The organism is Bacteroidota bacterium (assembly GCA_018698135.1).
In the GTDB taxonomy this organism is placed as follows: Bacteria; Bacteroidota; Bacteroidia; order CAILMK01; family JAAYUY01; genus JABINZ01.
Window position 1 is genome coordinate 1 of sequence record JABINZ010000116.1, and the last position, 16,193, is coordinate 16,193.

The window sequence follows — 16,193 nt, forward strand, 5'->3', positions numbered from 1 at the left end:
GAAAAAACTTGGATGCAAATTTTACAATTGGATGATCAGCTGTATTAATTTTTTCCTCCTCATTTCGAGTGAGGAACATGCGTATTCCGGTAAATATTAGTAAGCCACCAAAAATATAAAGGACCCAACCAAACTTTTGGATTAAAGCTGCACTCAGAAATATGAAAATAAAACGCATGATGATAGCACCTAAAATACCCCAGAAAAGTACTTTTTTATAATACTTTTCCTGAACATTAAAGGAAATTAATATCATAATAATAACGAAAATGTTATCAACCGAAAGTGCGTATTCAATTAAATAACCTGTAATGTATTCCAGTGAAAGGTTTTTTCGATAAATTTTGATACTGCTTTCAAAATCATCACTAATTAAAATAGGGTGTTTAAAAAGAGCTATTTTCTCTCTAATATCATCTATGTTTTCGATACCATGAATAAGCTCTCCCTTTAACAGAATAAAGAAATAAAATCCGATGCTTAAAGAAACCCATATGGTTGTCCAAATAGTAGCTTCCTTGAAAGTGACAATATGGTTTGTTTTTGTAAAAACCCCTAGGTCGAAAAGAAGGATTGTCAGTATTCCAACTAAAAATAAACCAAAAAAAATGACTTCTTGTGAAAACATATAGGGATTTTAAGATTCACAAAAATATTAAAACATAATTTGTAAATGGACAATGTCGGGCTTTATTGTTTTGTGCAATAAATTGCCTGCAAAATAATTGAAAATGCTTTAAATAATACCTGAATTATTTAATTATAAACAATTGATTTTTAAGGTTAAATAAGCTGTTTGGGATTAATAGTTTAGATGGAAGATCCCTTGAAATCAAAACTCAATTTCGACTGTATGCTTGACAATTCTGAAAATATTTTTTTCAAAGTTGCTTTTTCTATATCCGTTAATTGATCTCCAGATATTTCATTTCCCGGATTTTCATGATTCATGATAGAGTTTACCTGAAATCTGAAACGTAATAGCATCAGAAAATCGTATGAAAAAACCAATTCATCGAAGGTTTGTTTCTTGATTATTTCCAATGATAATAAACTCTCGAGGCGAGCTAGCGAATTGGTTTCGGCTATGTTGTTTTGTAGACTGTATATTTTTACAAAACCAATAAAAGGGAGGAGTGCTTCTTTGACATTGAATGATGTTAAACTGCTCGGACTTTTAAAATTAATAATTGATAAAGCCATGTGATAAAAGAAGGCAGATTGCTTGGGAACTAATTTCGCTATATGATCTCTCAATTGATCGACTAAAGACTGCTCTCCATAAATAAAGCGGAAATCAAAAAATATGCTCGCATCAATTATACTTTGTGGGTCGCTATTTTTTATCCATTTTGTAAAATAGCCTTTCCATGTTTTAATAGGTTGCCTATAGGTAGGGTTTTTAGCCATTACATTTCCCTTGCAATAATTATAGCCTACATAATCAAGGTTTTTATTCAGTTTAGTTGCAAATCGACTGAAATAGGCATTTGCTTCTTCTAGTTTTTCTCCTTCAAGGTTTTCCAGAATAATTGCATTGTCTTGATCAGTAGCTAATGTTTGTTCCATTCGCCCTTCACTTCCCATAGCAATAAATGCAAACTGGCAGGGTGGAGGGCCGCATTCTTCAATACCAAGTGTAATTAAGCGCTCTGTCATGGAATCTGCTATGGAACTAATTATTCTGGTAATATTTTGAGTTTTTGCACCGCTGTTAATGAGTGCATTTACCAACACAGGAATCCTTTCCTGTATTTTTCTCATTTGCTCTATATCTTCAGTATTCTGAATTTCCCGAACCAAATAGCTTAAGCTATTTCGATGTAGATTCAAAATATCCTCATTGCTAATAATGCCAATTATTTTCCCCAAATGGTTTTTAACAGCCAAGTGAGATATGTTTTCAGTGTTAAAAACAAGCATGGCTTCATAAAGTAGCACATGATCTTGTATGCTTTTTATGGGAGATGTCATGATTTGACCAACTGAGGTCTCAGGATCAAGTCCTTTTGCCAAAATACGCTGGCGAAGATCACTATCGTTTACCACACCAATTATCAGATCATCCTGTGCAACAAAAATTACATTCTTCTTTTTTCTGGACATCAATTCAGCTGCGATATAGGCCGTATGATTAATGTCACATTTAATGAAAGATTTGATAAAATGTTTGATAGGTTGATTCATTAACATCAATGAAGTCTGAAGCTCCTGTGTCAGGTCTCCTTTGGCTTTATCTATTTTCTTTTGTTTAGATACATCTTTAACAATAACAATAAAACCATTTTGTCCATCAAATTTTACTTTTGATAGGGCCAAAACAACTTCCATCGTTTTTCCATCAAATCGATTAAGTGATGTTTCTATTGTGATTGAATTTTCTATATCCGAAAATAGCGGAAGAATATCGTCCCATTTGGTATTAAACAGCTCATTAAAACTCAGTTTCTCAAAAACAATAACAGGATATCCAAGCATGCTGTTAAGTTTCTTATTGGAAAAAACGATCTTGTCATCAATAATCATTAAGGTTCCTTCTGTTGCTGCTTCCACCAAAGATTTGTACCTTTCTCTTGAAATTCTTAAATTTTGCTCAGCTGTACTTCTCTTGTTTTCAATTATCAAGCTCTGCCGGATTATATAAACTAAAAGGATAATGATAAAAATTGTTATGAGGAATGAAATACGTAATAGTTTCTTCTCCAGCGAGGAAATTTCAGCTTTCACATCTTCCACATAAACGCCTGTACCAATTACCCAATTCCAAGGTTTATATCCTTTTACATAAGATAATTTGTCGACAATTTTTGTTGAATCATCTTTCCATTGCCACATATATTCAAAGTATCCTTCATTCGATCGTTTAACAATACTAACTGCTTCAATAAAAACTCTTTTTCCTTGTGGATCTTGGTAGTTTTTGAGGTCCTGATTATTAAGTTCTTCTCTATAAGGGTGCATAACCATCAGAGGCTGCATATCTGTAATCCAGAAATAATCTTTTTGATCGTTTCCGTATCGCATGTTTTTAACTTTTGCAGCAGCAAATGCTTTGGCCGTTTCTAAGCTAATGAGCGAATCTGAATATTCTAATTGAAACTCATTCACTATGCTCCAGGCTGTATTGGTGAGTTCTTTAATCATTTCCTTTTTGCTTCCCAGCATGTTTTTTTCAAAAGTTGGAATGATGAAAGCATAGATAGTGACAATAAATAAAATGATAGCAATGATACTTGGAATTATGATATTCAAAAATATTTGCCTCAGACCTTTTGTTGACATGATTGATAATTTAAATCTTTAAAAACTCTAGTTTCATTGATTCAGTGTCAAAAATGGTAAATTCTCCAAATCTATTGGTATTAACCAATGGGGGACACTGAATACAAATCATTTCATTTTTTGAATCTTGTGATTTTAGCCTTTTTAGTTTCTTGCTTTTGGACTGTATTTGTCCTCCTGGAATATGCGCATGTCCACAAAAGCTAAATTGACATTCTTTATCCCGCATAAAACTAAAATGTTCATCATAGTCTTTCATTTTATCGAAGAATTTTTTTGAACTACCAGTTAAATTCGGGAAAATATAATGTGAGAATAAAATTTGATGTTCTTTGTCTTCAAGTATATGATATTCGGGTAATTTTGATAAAAACGCAATATCATCATCGGTATACAAAGGCGATAATTCATCATGATCATAGAGCCACACCATATCCTTTGAAATTGCTTTCTTCTCATGATAATTCATACTAAACCAATTCTTCGGATAATGGAATTGGTCGGTGATAATAGGAATGCGTTTTATGGCATTTAAATCATGATTTCCTACTATTATTATTTCGCAGTAATCACGTATTAATTGTAGCGAACGATGAGCATCTCTTGAACTAAAATGCTTGTAGTGTGGAACGCTAAAACCGGAAATATCTCCCAAACAAATAATTTGATCACATTTTTTCTTTTCTATTTTGCGTAGAGCAAACTTCAGCCCTTCATAATCTTCATGTATATCAGTTAGTATTGCTAATTTCATATTATTGAGATCATATAACAGATAAGGAATTTACAAAAAAAGGCTTATTATAACGGAAGTCACAAGGCTTAATCTTCATTGCATTTTTAAATAGACAAAAAAAATACCCTGACAAAAACCAGGGTATTTTTTATTTATATGTTAGATATGTTTACGGTGTTCCCTGAACTAAATCTTTATTGTCTTTTTGTGTAAAAAGTGAAACGACAATTAAAGTAAGTAAGGCAAGTGTAAAGGAAATAATAGCAGGAGCATCGAGACCGTGTAAACCATCAGTTCCGAAAAACTGCTTACTAATGGTTGGTCCGGTAATAATGATTCCTAATGCTGAAATAATACCAACAACTATTGACGAAGCAATACCTTTTGCAGTGGTCTTTTTCCAGAACAATAACATCAAGATCGCAGGTAAGTTTGCAGATGCTGCAACAGCAAATGCCCAACCTACAAGGAAGGAGACATTCATTCCTCGGAATAATATACCCAGTACAATAGCTACACAACCTACAGCAAATGCTGCAATTTTACCAGCACGAACTTTTGCATCATCAGTTAGTTGTTTACCCATGTAACGATCAATTAAATCGTGAGCAATAGCACCTGATGAAGCTACAATTAGTCCACTGACTGTACCCAGAATGGTTGCAAATGCAATGGCCGAAATAATAGCAAACAATCCAATACCAAATGCTTTGGCTAAGAGTGGTCCCGACATATTACCATCATCCATATTTAATACACCATGTGTAGCTGCTCCTAATCCCATAAATAGAGTTAAAATGTAGAAAAATCCAATTGCACTAATTGCGACAATTGTTGATTTTCTGGCATCTTTCTGACTAGGAACTGTGTAATAGCGAATCAGAATATGAGGTAAGGATGCAGTTCCAAGGAATAAGGCTAACATCAATGAAATGAAATTCAGTTTTGATAGTGGTGTGGCACCTTTTCCAATTTTGAACTTAAGTCCAGGAATTAACATTTCTCTACCAGGCGTTATTTTTTGATAGAAAGCTGTTATTTCATTTGGGCCATCCTTAAATTTAACTTTTATAAATCGAACAAGTTCACTGGAATTCATGACACTTAAAAACTTAAATGGACCAAGTTTGCCTGTTGAGCCAACCTCTTCACCATCCATAATGATTTTATTCATATGACCTACCTGAAAAAACTTACCGTTTTCTTTTGGTTCACCATTAAATAGTTTTTCTCCACCTGCAACATGCGTAATTGAAAGAGCTTCGAAATAAATATCATCTTCCTTTGTAAACCAACGGAAAACGCCATCTTTCTCTAATTTGGCCAAAACTTTTCCGCCTTCTTCAATGGTGGTTATTTCTGTATAACCCTGCATATCAATAGGCGTTAAAGTAACAAATTCATGATAATCTATATCTTTTTGATCTGGCTTTAAATTAAGTCCATTGTTAAAGATGTAAATAGTCAGGATAGTTGAGAAAATAATCAACAAACCACCTTTAATAAACTGGACATAAGTAGTGGAAGTCATACCGGCTGTTGCAACAATAAAGATAACGATTGCACCAACTAAAACAACACCAACCCAGTGAGGCAAGCCTAATAAGGGCTCTACTAATGTACCTGCACCAACCATTTGAGGAATCAAATAGAAAATAGAAACGATAAGTGTACTAATTGCAGCTGTAAGCTGAATAGCTTTTGAATTGAATTTTGAATCCAAAGCATCGGTAAATGTAAATTTACCTAAACGCTTTAATGGTTCAGCAACGAGGAATAGTGCTACTATCCAACCTGCGAGGTAACCAATAGAATATAAAAATCCATCATATCCAACAAAGGCTATCATACCACAAATACCAAGAAAGGAAGCTGCTGATAAATAATCACCAGCAAAGGCAATTCCGTTTACTGCCCAATGAATAGTTCCGCCAGCAGCAAAATAGCTACTTGAAGATTTGGTTTTTGATCCGAAGTAAAAGGATAATCCCAATACAATTAATACAAAAACACAAAATAGAACAATCGCTAATAATGAAAATCCGTATATCATAACTTAGTCCTCCTTATTCATTTTGTTTTCGTAACCTGTGCATAACCAATTATATATCAGTCCCATAACGATTGCCAAGACAATCAATCCAAATCCAAACACAACTGCCAGATTTTGGTTTCCTAATACTAAATTGCTCATTGCCTCATAATTTGCAACACCAATTGCTACAAAAATCCCATACACTATGGTGTACAGAATGAAAAGCCATATTCCAAGCTTTGTTTTTTTCTTCGATGCAAGGTCTACACCGAGTTCAACTGCTGGTCCGTGATCCATATTATAATATTTAGTTATTAATAAGTGACATGATAAAATCTGAATCGATTAGCATAAAATGTGAATAGATACTATATAATAATGCATAAAGTATGAATTATTGTTTTATAACTAATTTTTTAAAGTGGTTCAATATAAATTATTTAGTCAGATAATCGATATTTTATTTAAGAAAAATTCAATAAAAAATGCTATAAGCCTTTGTTATCAGTGTTTCTGTGCGTTAATTATATAACATTGTTAATCAATAAACCGTATTGTATTTAGCCTTTTCATATGCGAAAATTAGTATAAATTAGAGGTTTAAATATGACTGTTTATTGCTTGGATTTGCCTTTTTATATTCATATTCATTCTAATTAATAATAATTTCTTTGTTAAGCTTCCAAGTATTTTGATTAAATTTGTATAATTAAATATGAAATTTTTATTAATTTTTTAACTGCTACTCCATATGTCGAAAAGAACATACGATACAATAGGAACTATCATTAAGCAGGAGCGTTTGGTCAATGTCGATTATCATGTACTCCCAAATAGTCTGGTACTTGAAATTCAAGATGCATTTCATGGATACCATCATGAAACACCAAAAGAGGGGAAGCCGTCTTATTTGTTCTTAATTACGCAGAAAGTTGTTTCCAGAGAGTCAGTGGCACGTGCTTCTAAAATCGTAAAGAAATATTTTGACCATAGCTTTGACGCAGCAGCCTCAATGATTACTATTTACAATGATCATTATTTTGGCATACGTATTAAAGATCTTGATTCTTATGAATTAATACACGAAATACAACAATGTTTTAGTGCTGAGGGAATAGAGTTTAAGCGGAAAAAAGAGATCAATGAGGTTGGTATCATTCATGTCAAGAAATTTTTCAATTTAGTAGAAGGTGAAGACGAACTATTATTTGATGATAATCCCAACATGGCCTATTTCACAATTGGCAGGAATCTAAGTTGGGAATTATTTGCTCAAATTACAAAAAATATCAAAAATAATTGGGATTTCAAAGACTTTGATGCAGCATTTGGTACAATGTACAGAAATGGCGAAATTGAAGATATAACGCGAATCTATTGGGAAAAATTAGATTTAGCTAAACTAAAACTAATCAAGGAGAAATACCAAAAAGAGATTGCGAAATATTAAAAATTAACTATACACCTTTATTTATTTATAAGGTGTACAGTTATTGGCTGTATTTATTTAAATACCTTCTCGTATGTTTGCTTTAACGACCTCTTAATACCTACTCCATCATAAGCAACACCAATAATAAGTGCAATTGCAAGAATAAGTAAGAGAAATCCGGTAATAGGACGATAGTTTCTAACCATTAGAACTATTCCTAATACCAAAAGTACCAAAATAATTATTGTTGTAACAATCAAAAAGGTATCGAAGTTAATGCCAAAAATAACGAAACCTGTAAGTGTAGAAAGATCCATATGTTGCCCCCTTGTGTTTTAAAATAAAAGATATTTATTTAATGTAATACGCTTTCAAAATAAACTTTAAAGTTAAGAAAAAATTGTGTTATGATCAAAAAAGTTATAAACATATTAAATATAAAGAATTTAATTTATGTAACTAAATACGCTATTTCTAAGCACAAATTAAATATAAACAATTTTTAATTGTATATTTAACATTCAATTATTTGTTGATTTTATTAATCCTATCGTTATGAAGATAATTGCAATTTGTTTAATCATGATGTCTGTATTTTTCACAAACTTAATTGCTCAGGAAGAAATAGTGAACGATACAATTATTTTATTAACACATATTGAAAAAGGGAAAACAAAGTTTATCAAAGATGGCAAAAAAATCAAATATTGGTTGGTTCAAGATGGCTCTAAAAATAAAGGAAGAGTTGAAGCAATATTGGATAGCTCAGTAATTATTGATGGAGTTGAATATAGTTTTGATTCCTTATCTCATATTCGTGCAAAATCAACCGGGTTAAAAATCATTCAGACCTCAGGTAAAGTGATACTGGCTACAGGAACTGCAATTACTTCTTTAGGTGCTTATAGTATTTTCTATGCTTATGCGTTCACCGATCCGAGTTCAAGCGATTTGGATGAAGCATGTTCCGATGTTATTCTAATTGTTTTCGGGGTACTAGTAGCTGCAGTTGGTGTTCCAACTATGGTTGTTGGTGCAATTCCATTATTCTTAACCGGTAAAAAGTTCGATTTAGAAAAATGGGATATACAAATGCAAATTGTGCCAGACAAAAAAGCTACACGAAAACTCGAGAGGCAAAAAAAGAAAGCTGCCAAAGAAGCTCTTGAGCAGCCAATATTCTAATATTTATTCTTCAAAAAATTCATAAACGTAATTTGAAAGGATAAAAGCTGCTCTTTTTCCTCCTTTACTTCCCGATTCAGCGGATTGCATTAAATTTCCCTTATGACATGAAACTGTATTAGACAATATCTTATCTTCGTTGTATTCGTATTCTGTAAATGATTCAATATTGTTATGTGGATCCATAATTTCATCTCGGATACGTCTGCCATCCTCTTCGTAATCGTATTTTATTGTATACCCATCAACTGATTCTTCAACAACTAAATTTTCCTCATTAAAAATGCTTTGCCGTCTGCTAATAATTTCATCGTTTGGTGTTACAGATAACATTTCGATCTGATTTCCACGCTCATCGAATGTATAATGTGTTTTAGAAAGAAATTCCTCATCTTCGCCAAACTCTTCCTTTAAAATCAAATTGTTGTTTTCATCGTATTGCATCAGGTTTTTTGACAACAGTTTCTCGTCTTCATCCCAGCTACTTTCTTCTATTAAATTCTCTTGATCGTCAAACTTCAATACTTCTCTTCCTTCTTCATCGTCTTCATCATCTTTAATATGAATGTTGATTTCATTTTTTTGATGATCAAATTTCTTAAACGAACTCGATCCATCTGCATATTTAATTTCCTGTATAGCGATATCTCCCTTTTCATTGTAGCTATAGCTATAATTTTCGGCAATTTCGTCTTCGGAAATAAATGTTATTCTATTGATTAAAAGTCCTTTTTGGTTGAATTCAGCTATGGTTTTGCTTTCAATTTTCCCATCAGTCTGATAGTGAATTTCCAGTGTTTCACGACCATCCATGTCTAATTCACGATAGGTTTTTAAATTCCAATGTTCAACTGTTTCGTCAGGATTAGCAACTGCAGCAACAAAATGACTTACGCTTTTAATTTTCTTCATAGGCTATTTTTCAAGCTTACAAATTAAAGAACTAATCCATTAGTAGTGAATTTTTTTTAAAGCTATTTGTTTGCTCATTTTGGTATAATTCAAAATAAGGATCTGCCCGCTTTGCATCTCCAAAAAATTGCAAAGCTGCTGCCCGGCAACCACCCATACAAGTGCTGTATAAATTACAGCCTTTACAAATCTCAGGTTGTTTATTTGCCCATGGCTGAATTTCAGGATTAGCTAATAAATCAATTATTTCATCTTGAAAAATATTACCAAATACAAGAGGTGAGTGATTACAAATTCGTAAATCACCATTTAATTCGAGTGTTATAGGCATTTTTTTAATATCTGATGAACAATGTGTAAATCGAATATGTTGGAAGTCATCAGGTTTAACCAAACACATTGGAGTACAAACGTTTGATGTAACTCGAACTCCTTCTTTTATGGCAAGTCTATCTGCTTTTTTTAGCGTTTGATTCAGTTCATGAGGATTTAAGTTCAGTTTTTCCAAATCGTTGATTCCGTTTCCACCAATATTGAAGCGATTAAGCATTATTTGCTTAATCCCGATCTGTTTATGAAACAATATAGTTTCTTCGATATCCCGATAATTGAATTTGGTAAGAATAATTACACTGACGATATTTATTCCAACCTTCAGTGCATGCTCAATTGAGTTCAATGATTTTTGCCAGCTACCTTGATTTCTGGTCATTAGATCATGATGCTCTGCGATATGAGAATGCAATGGAAATTCGATAGCCCCAATTCCGAGATGATTGATATTTTGAAGATTATCTTTTGATATTATAGTCCCATTGCTAATAATATTGACATTCTTTTTTTTTAAGCGTAGGAAAAGTATAAGTTCAGGGAGTTTTTTCAAAAGGAATGGTTCGCCACCACTCAGGCTAATATTTTCTGTGTCAACAAGTTTGAATAGCTGCTTAAGCGTTTTTTTTGCCTGTTTGAAAGTCGTTTCCTGGTATTCTTTTGATTCATCTACTTTCCAATGGTTGTAACAATACATGCAATTAAGATTGCAATTTCGTGTTAGTTCAAATACAATAAATGGGAGCTTCGGTTTCAAGAAATAGTTATTTAATAAAAAGGTTAAATGACACATTATATCCTTCAGGATCTATTTTTACTTTATTGTATTCCTTATTGTAGAACTGAATACTATACTTTCCAACAGATAAAGTATCGATTATTGGTATAGAGAAATCTTCATTTTTTGTATCAAACGTTCCATCCAATGCTGATAGGTTACTTCCTTGAAAGATGACTTCATTTGAATCAATAATTTGGTAAGAAAAACTATCTGAAACCCTATATGCTATTTCACCATGAATTGAATCCATTATCTTGTCAAATTCATAATAATTTGAATCGTAATTAAAATTAGAGGTATTTAAGCTTATATAGTCAAAAGGTTGTGGTGGTTCAGGAGCATAACACATGCAGGAAGGCAAACTAGTCGTAATGGTTCCAGTAATTGTTAAAATAATTCCACCCAATTTAAATTTCTGTGCTATTAATTTCCGGTTTGATTTAAAAACGATTAGCAATATAGAAATAATTAGAAATGCCGATCCAATAAGGATTAATGTGAAGGGTAAAAATGTTTTTTTTTCCATGCTTACTTCTTAATCAGAATCGAATAATTTCGTTGAAAACTATCCGGATTTAACTGGGCATTCTGTTTGTCTCTGTTATAAAATTGAATATCATAAAACCCATGACTTAAAGTATCGATAACAGGAATGCTGAATGGTTCTGAATAAGAATCAAAACTGCTGTCTAGTGCTTGCAAATCATTTGCTTGAACTAAAAGTTCTTTGTCATTTAATAATCGAAAAGAATACTGATCTGATTGTCTGTTATCAATAACACCATTCAGTAATGAATCGTTTGATAAATCAAATTCATAATAACCAGAATCATCATTATAATGTTCGTAATTCAAATACATTTCATCAGCAGGAGGCATTGGGTCGTAACACATAACCACAGGTTTACAAGAAGATATGCTTCCCGTAAGAGTTAAAATAATGCCACCTAATTTGAACTTTTGAGCAATTAGTTTTCTGTTGGATTTAAAAACCAAAAGCAAAATAGAAATTAGTATAAATGATATTCCTGTAATGATTAGTCCAAAAGGAATTAGCGATTTTTTATCCATTCGATTATTTTTATTATACCAAAGTTGCAAAAATATTCTGAATAAGAGATGAATCAGTTCCAAAATGGTTGCTTGCCATGCTTTTTGATAGTAAACACTGAATAGGTGTTGAAATAGCTAATATTTTAGTATTTTCGTTTTCCTCATTTCTGCCAAGTCAGGAATGATATTTAAAGAAAACTCAATTAATTAAAGGAGGCAAAAATGATTAATTTTTCACTGACAAACGAACAAGTTGCAATACAGGAAAAGTACAGGGATTTTTCAGAAAGATGGATTAAACCGAATGCATTAAAATATGATAAACTGGCTGAATTCCCCTGGGAAGTTGTTAAAGCTGCTTATAATGAGGGAATTGTTAATGGCCCTATGCCTGACCAATTTGGCGGGAATGGATATAGTATTTATGAAGGAGCATTGGCCTCTGAAGAATTAGGTGCTGGCTGTATTGGTATTGGCATTTGTATAGATGCAAACACATTGGCATTAACCCCAATGTTTTTGGCTGCAAACGATGCTCAACAAAAAAAATGGTTTGGTCGTATTATCGAAGAAAAAGGTGTTGCCGCTTATGCACTTACTGAGCCTAATGCAGGTTCTGATGTAGCAGGGATCAAATCTTCAGCTATTCTCACAGGAGATAAGTATATTTTAAATGGACACAAACGTTTTATTACGAATGCTGAGGTGTCAACTTTTATGACAGTTTTTGCTCTAACCGATCCTTCAAGAGGAGCAAGAAGCTTAACTGCATTTGTTGTTCCAACTAATTCCCCAGGTGTTGAAATAAAGCCTTTACTGCAGAAAATGGGACAAAAAGCATCTGTTCAAAATGAAATAATTTTCACCGATGTTGAAGTTCCTGTTGAGAACAGGTTGGGCGATGAAGGATATGGATTTGTAATTGCCATGAAAACTTTTGACAGAACCCGTACAGGTGTTGCTGCCTTAAGTGTTGGTGCCGCAAGAACTGCTTTTGAAGTTTCAAGAGATTGGGCAAAAAATCGCATCCAATTTGGAAAACCAATTGCTGCTCAACAAGCAGTTGCTTTTATGCTGGCTGATATGGCTACCGATTTAGAAGTAGCACGATTGATTACACATAAAGCTGCTTGGGCATACGATACACAACAAAAAGGATTTAGTTTATTATCGGCCATGTCGAAATTGAGAGCATCTGATTTAGCCATGAAAATAGCTACTGATGCTGTTCAGGTTATGGGTGGTGATGGCTATTCTACAGAATTTGGTATAGAAAAAATTATGCGTGATGTAAAACTTTGCCAGATTTATGAAGGAACCAACCAGGTACAGCGGGTGGTGATTTCTAAAGCTATTTTAAAATAATATTCATTTAGCGGAATTTAGGATTTTCTCAGGGGAATTATAGGCTTTGTTTACGCAAAGGTTTTCCTCTGAGATTTTTTTTTACTTATTTGACAATTTGAAACATGAAATATATTTTCGAATTTGGAGCATTATTATTTAGCCTCAGTAGTTTTGGTCAATGGAACGAAGTCCATGTGGATGTGAGTGATGAGTGGTATAAAGTGGAAACATTCGAAAATGAAGTCATTTTTTTGCTTGCCATGAACAAAGTGGCCAAAAGCACAGATGGAGGTGCCAACTGGATTTACTATTCTCCTTCTCATGCTGGTTATTTTACCGGAATGACTTTCATCAATGCCCAAACTGGCTGGTTGTCATCCTCCTTTGGAGAGATTGTTTTTACAAATGACAGCGGAGCAAACTGGACAATCATTCAGACAGTAGCAGCCTATTGGAAAGATATATTCTTCATTAATAATACGCATGGATGGGCATCTTCCAATGCAGGAGAAATATTCAAAACCATAGATGGAGGTAGTAATTGGACGAAAGAATTTCAAAAAATAGGTGAAATTGCTGAAAACGTATTCTTTACTGATGAACTGAATGGTTGGTTTTGCACCTATGAAGGAAGCTCTTTTCGAACAACAGATGGTGGATACTCATGGACAGAGATAATAAATCAGTCTGTTTATAGAGTATATTTTTCAAATCAACTGAATGGCTGGGGAGTCGATTATTTTGGGAATGTATTGAAAACTTCAGATGGTGGCATTTATTGGGATATCATGTCAACCAATTTTAGCTGGCAATTGAGTCATGCAAAATATATTTCTGCCTACGAAGGTTGGGCTGTTGGTGGAAGCGATTGCAGTGGAGGCATTTGCATTCCCTATCATAAAATACTATATACAAAAGATGGAGGACAAACATGGTCGAGCCAGGATGTTAGCACAGCAACCAGCAATATGCGTATTAACGACATAGATTTCATTAACACAGGAAATAATAATTATTCAGTTTATGTGTGCGGAGGAAAAGGCAAATTGTGGGTTAATCATCATCAACTTTCTTCCATTGAAAAATCGCTAGTAAACTCAAGATTAAGTATAAAACACGAATTTGATAACATTCGATTGGAAAGTGAGGAAACAATTGATCGCATTGACATTATGAATCTTGAAGGAAAAATTATACAATCTTTTACTGGGGTTAGAAATAATAGTATTAGCACACAGCAATTCGGCAGGGGTGTTTATATTTTAGCAATCTATCTTCAAGATGGAATCGACTATTATAAATTTATCAAGTAATCAATTGAAGAGCTGAATAACAATACTTTTTTATTAGAATTCGACCAAAGAAAGGCAAACTTCATCAATAACCAACTTCATTCTATTTAAGTCGAGCGTTTCCATTTTATCCGTTGCTCTATGATAATTCTTGTTTCTATTAAAGGCTGTATTGGTTATCATCAGTGCACTGTAGCCAAAATCCCAATAGTTATAATGATCTGATAAATCAATTCCAGCCATGCTAGCTGGTGCTTTGAATGATTTTGTTTTCAGCAGATGCTGGCTTTTCATTTTTCGCTTAAATTTTCTGCCAAATTTCCCATTACCAAATTTTTGGACAATGGTAATAAAATCTCCTTTATTGCCGTAAATAAATTTTAGAAAGTTAAGTGGGTAATCTTGTGAATTTTTTGCATCATCAAAATAGCCAATCATTTCCAAACAAATCATTCCTTCAATTAGTTCTTTCTGATCATACAGCGATTTAGCATGTACATAACTCCCCATAAACTGTGTGTTGAAAAAAGGTGGCTCTTCGAGTGTATAAGCAACAAATTCTAGCTGGTAGCTAATGGATGCTTTTGGAATAATACGGCTGAGCTCTAAAATGCCAACAATTCCACTGCCATTATCATCGGCTCCTTCCTGCTCTCCACAAACGTCATAATGTGCTCCACAAACAATTTTTTTTGGATTGTCCGTATTTATTCTGCCAATCACATTTTTATAGGTTTTTCCTTCTACCTGATAGCTTTGAAAAAACACCGTATCGCAATTTTTAGCAAACTCATTATAAATATATTGAGCTACAAAATCAAGTGTTTCCACATGCAGATAATCCCGACTTTCCTTTGTTTTGGTTATGGTGGTTAAGTCCTTTTCAATTCGTTGAACATCAGATAGGTTTGTTTGAACTTTTGATGTATTGCAAGCTGTGGTCAAGCAAAGGAAAGCTATTAGTAAGGACAATTTCGAGTAGAAAAATTTCATGTTATTTGATTAAAAACCCGTTCGTAGTAAATTTCGTGCACCATTGATACCACATTTTTGATAATGATTATAGGCCTGTGCAGCTCGTTCTGCAATTTGAGCATCCGATTCACCTATTACCCAACCATCCAGTGCCCATTCAAGAGTGTAGGCTTCAGGAGCCATAAGTCCACTGGTCCATATTACTGGATTGGCTCCGGCATCTCGAATAAAATCCTGAAAATAACTTTTACTATAACACGCCAGAATGATAACATCGCGCTTTATATTTGATTTCGATACGAGTGCTAAATCAAGATTGAAATCCATTAAACCATCATGGCCTGTATAAGCCAGCAGGTCGGCTTGACCACCAAATTCAATATGTTGTTCGTTGTGCACAAAAGTGCATTTAAAATCGCCCGCACTGGCATTTAGAAAGTCGATTGTACAGGCTTTGATGTGGGCTCCATCATAGGCATCTGCCAATAAAAAGGTGTTTGTCGTTTTATGCTTGAATAGCAATCGTTCAAGAATATGCTCTTCAGGATTAGGAATTGTTTTTAGCAATTGCCAATCGCCACTGTGTTTTGCAAAATAGGTTTTTACACCATAGCCACATCCCCAATATAAATTTGTAGAAGGATTTTGTCCATTACCAATACCTGCAGGTACAGGCACTATTCCTTGATTCACATTATCGCAAAGAGCTACAAAAACATGAATGGTTTTTGGATTTTGACAAAAAGCTATCGTTGAAAGAATTAGTGAGAAAAGTAGAAGAAATATTTTACGGATCATTGATTTGTTTTGGTAGTAACGCAAGTTAGGGCTGA

The 16,193-nt window shown here is 33.4% G+C and carries 16 protein-coding genes; 4 read left to right on the plus strand and 12 right to left on the minus strand.

Going from position 1 to position 16,193, the window contains the following annotated elements:
* From HOG71_07410 to HOG71_07430, 5 genes are all read right to left on the minus strand, one after another.
* A partial coding sequence (locus HOG71_07410; GenBank protein ID MBT5990665.1) for a TerC family protein occupies positions 1–628 on the minus strand: 628 nt, incomplete at its 3' end.
* A gap of 182 nt (positions 629–810) precedes the next feature.
* Entirely contained in the window at positions 811–3,282 is a 2,472-nt protein-coding gene (locus tag HOG71_07415) for a CBS domain-containing protein (GenBank protein ID MBT5990666.1), read from the minus strand.
* Between the two features lie 10 nt (positions 3,283–3,292).
* Positions 3,293–4,036, minus strand: coding sequence for a metallophosphoesterase (locus HOG71_07420; protein MBT5990667.1), 744 nt, complete (start codon positions 4,034–4,036; stop codon positions 3,293–3,295).
* A 151-nt stretch (positions 4,037–4,187) separates the two neighbouring features.
* Complete coding sequence (locus HOG71_07425; protein ID MBT5990668.1) at positions 4,188–6,071, minus strand: cation acetate symporter; 1,884 nt, start codon at positions 6,069–6,071, stop codon at positions 4,188–4,190.
* Between the two features lie 3 nt (positions 6,072–6,074).
* On the minus strand, positions 6,075–6,350 hold the full coding sequence (locus tag HOG71_07430; GenBank protein ID MBT5990669.1) for a DUF485 domain-containing protein: 276 nt from the start codon (positions 6,348–6,350) through the stop codon (positions 6,075–6,077).
* Positions 6,351–6,804: 454 nt separating this feature from the next.
* Between HOG71_07430 and HOG71_07435 the strand changes: the two genes are divergently transcribed.
* A complete protein-coding gene (locus HOG71_07435; protein ID MBT5990670.1) occupies positions 6,805–7,503 on the plus strand; it encodes a hypothetical protein in 699 nt (232 codons plus the stop codon).
* Between the two features lie 53 nt (positions 7,504–7,556).
* Here the strand turns inward: HOG71_07435 and HOG71_07440 are convergent, their stop codons facing one another.
* Positions 7,557–7,802: a hypothetical protein gene (locus HOG71_07440; protein MBT5990671.1), complete on the minus strand. Its 246-nt coding sequence runs from the start codon at positions 7,800–7,802 to the stop codon at positions 7,557–7,559.
* Positions 7,803–8,040: 238 nt separating this feature from the next.
* Here HOG71_07440 and HOG71_07445 point away from each other — a divergent pair, with 238 nt between their 5' ends.
* Entirely contained in the window at positions 8,041–8,670 is a 630-nt protein-coding gene (locus tag HOG71_07445; GenBank protein ID MBT5990672.1) for a hypothetical protein, read from the plus strand.
* A 3-nt stretch (positions 8,671–8,673) separates the two neighbouring features.
* Here HOG71_07445 and HOG71_07450 read toward each other — a convergent pair whose 3' ends face one another.
* From HOG71_07450 to HOG71_07465, 4 genes are read right to left on the minus strand one after another with little or no spacing between them, the layout of a single operon-like run.
* The gene (locus HOG71_07450) at positions 8,674–9,582 is read right to left on the minus strand and encodes a hypothetical protein (GenBank protein MBT5990673.1); all 909 of its coding nucleotides are present in this window, start codon (positions 9,580–9,582) and stop codon (positions 8,674–8,676) included.
* A 31-nt stretch (positions 9,583–9,613) separates the two neighbouring features.
* The gene (locus HOG71_07455) at positions 9,614–10,669 is read right to left on the minus strand and encodes a radical SAM protein (GenBank protein MBT5990674.1); all 1,056 of its coding nucleotides are present in this window, start codon (positions 10,667–10,669) and stop codon (positions 9,614–9,616) included.
* A 7-nt stretch (positions 10,670–10,676) separates the two neighbouring features.
* A complete protein-coding gene (locus tag HOG71_07460; protein ID MBT5990675.1) occupies positions 10,677–11,219 on the minus strand; it encodes a hypothetical protein in 543 nt (180 codons plus the stop codon).
* Positions 11,220–11,221: 2 nt separating this feature from the next.
* Positions 11,222–11,764 carry a hypothetical protein gene (locus HOG71_07465; protein MBT5990676.1) on the minus strand — a complete coding sequence of 181 codons (543 nt, stop codon included), beginning with the start codon at positions 11,762–11,764 and terminating at the stop codon, positions 11,222–11,224.
* A 204-nt stretch (positions 11,765–11,968) separates the two neighbouring features.
* Here HOG71_07465 and HOG71_07470 point away from each other — a divergent pair, with 204 nt between their 5' ends.
* Together HOG71_07470 and HOG71_07475 are read left to right on the plus strand one after the other, a co-directional pair.
* Positions 11,969–13,111, plus strand: a complete 1,143-nt coding sequence (locus tag HOG71_07470) for an acyl-CoA dehydrogenase (protein MBT5990677.1) — start codon at positions 11,969–11,971, stop codon at positions 13,109–13,111.
* Between the two features lie 104 nt (positions 13,112–13,215).
* Complete coding sequence (locus tag HOG71_07475; GenBank protein MBT5990678.1) at positions 13,216–14,406, plus strand: T9SS type A sorting domain-containing protein; 1,191 nt, start codon at positions 13,216–13,218, stop codon at positions 14,404–14,406.
* A gap of 33 nt (positions 14,407–14,439) precedes the next feature.
* Here HOG71_07475 and HOG71_07480 read toward each other — a convergent pair whose 3' ends face one another.
* Both HOG71_07480 and HOG71_07485 read right to left on the minus strand, forming a co-directional pair.
* A complete protein-coding gene (locus HOG71_07480; GenBank protein ID MBT5990679.1) occupies positions 14,440–15,378 on the minus strand; it encodes a M28 family peptidase in 939 nt (312 codons plus the stop codon).
* A 9-nt stretch (positions 15,379–15,387) separates the two neighbouring features.
* Complete coding sequence (locus HOG71_07485) at positions 15,388–16,158, minus strand: hypothetical protein (protein MBT5990680.1); 771 nt, start codon at positions 16,156–16,158, stop codon at positions 15,388–15,390.
* Positions 16,159–16,193 lie beyond the last annotated feature (35 nt).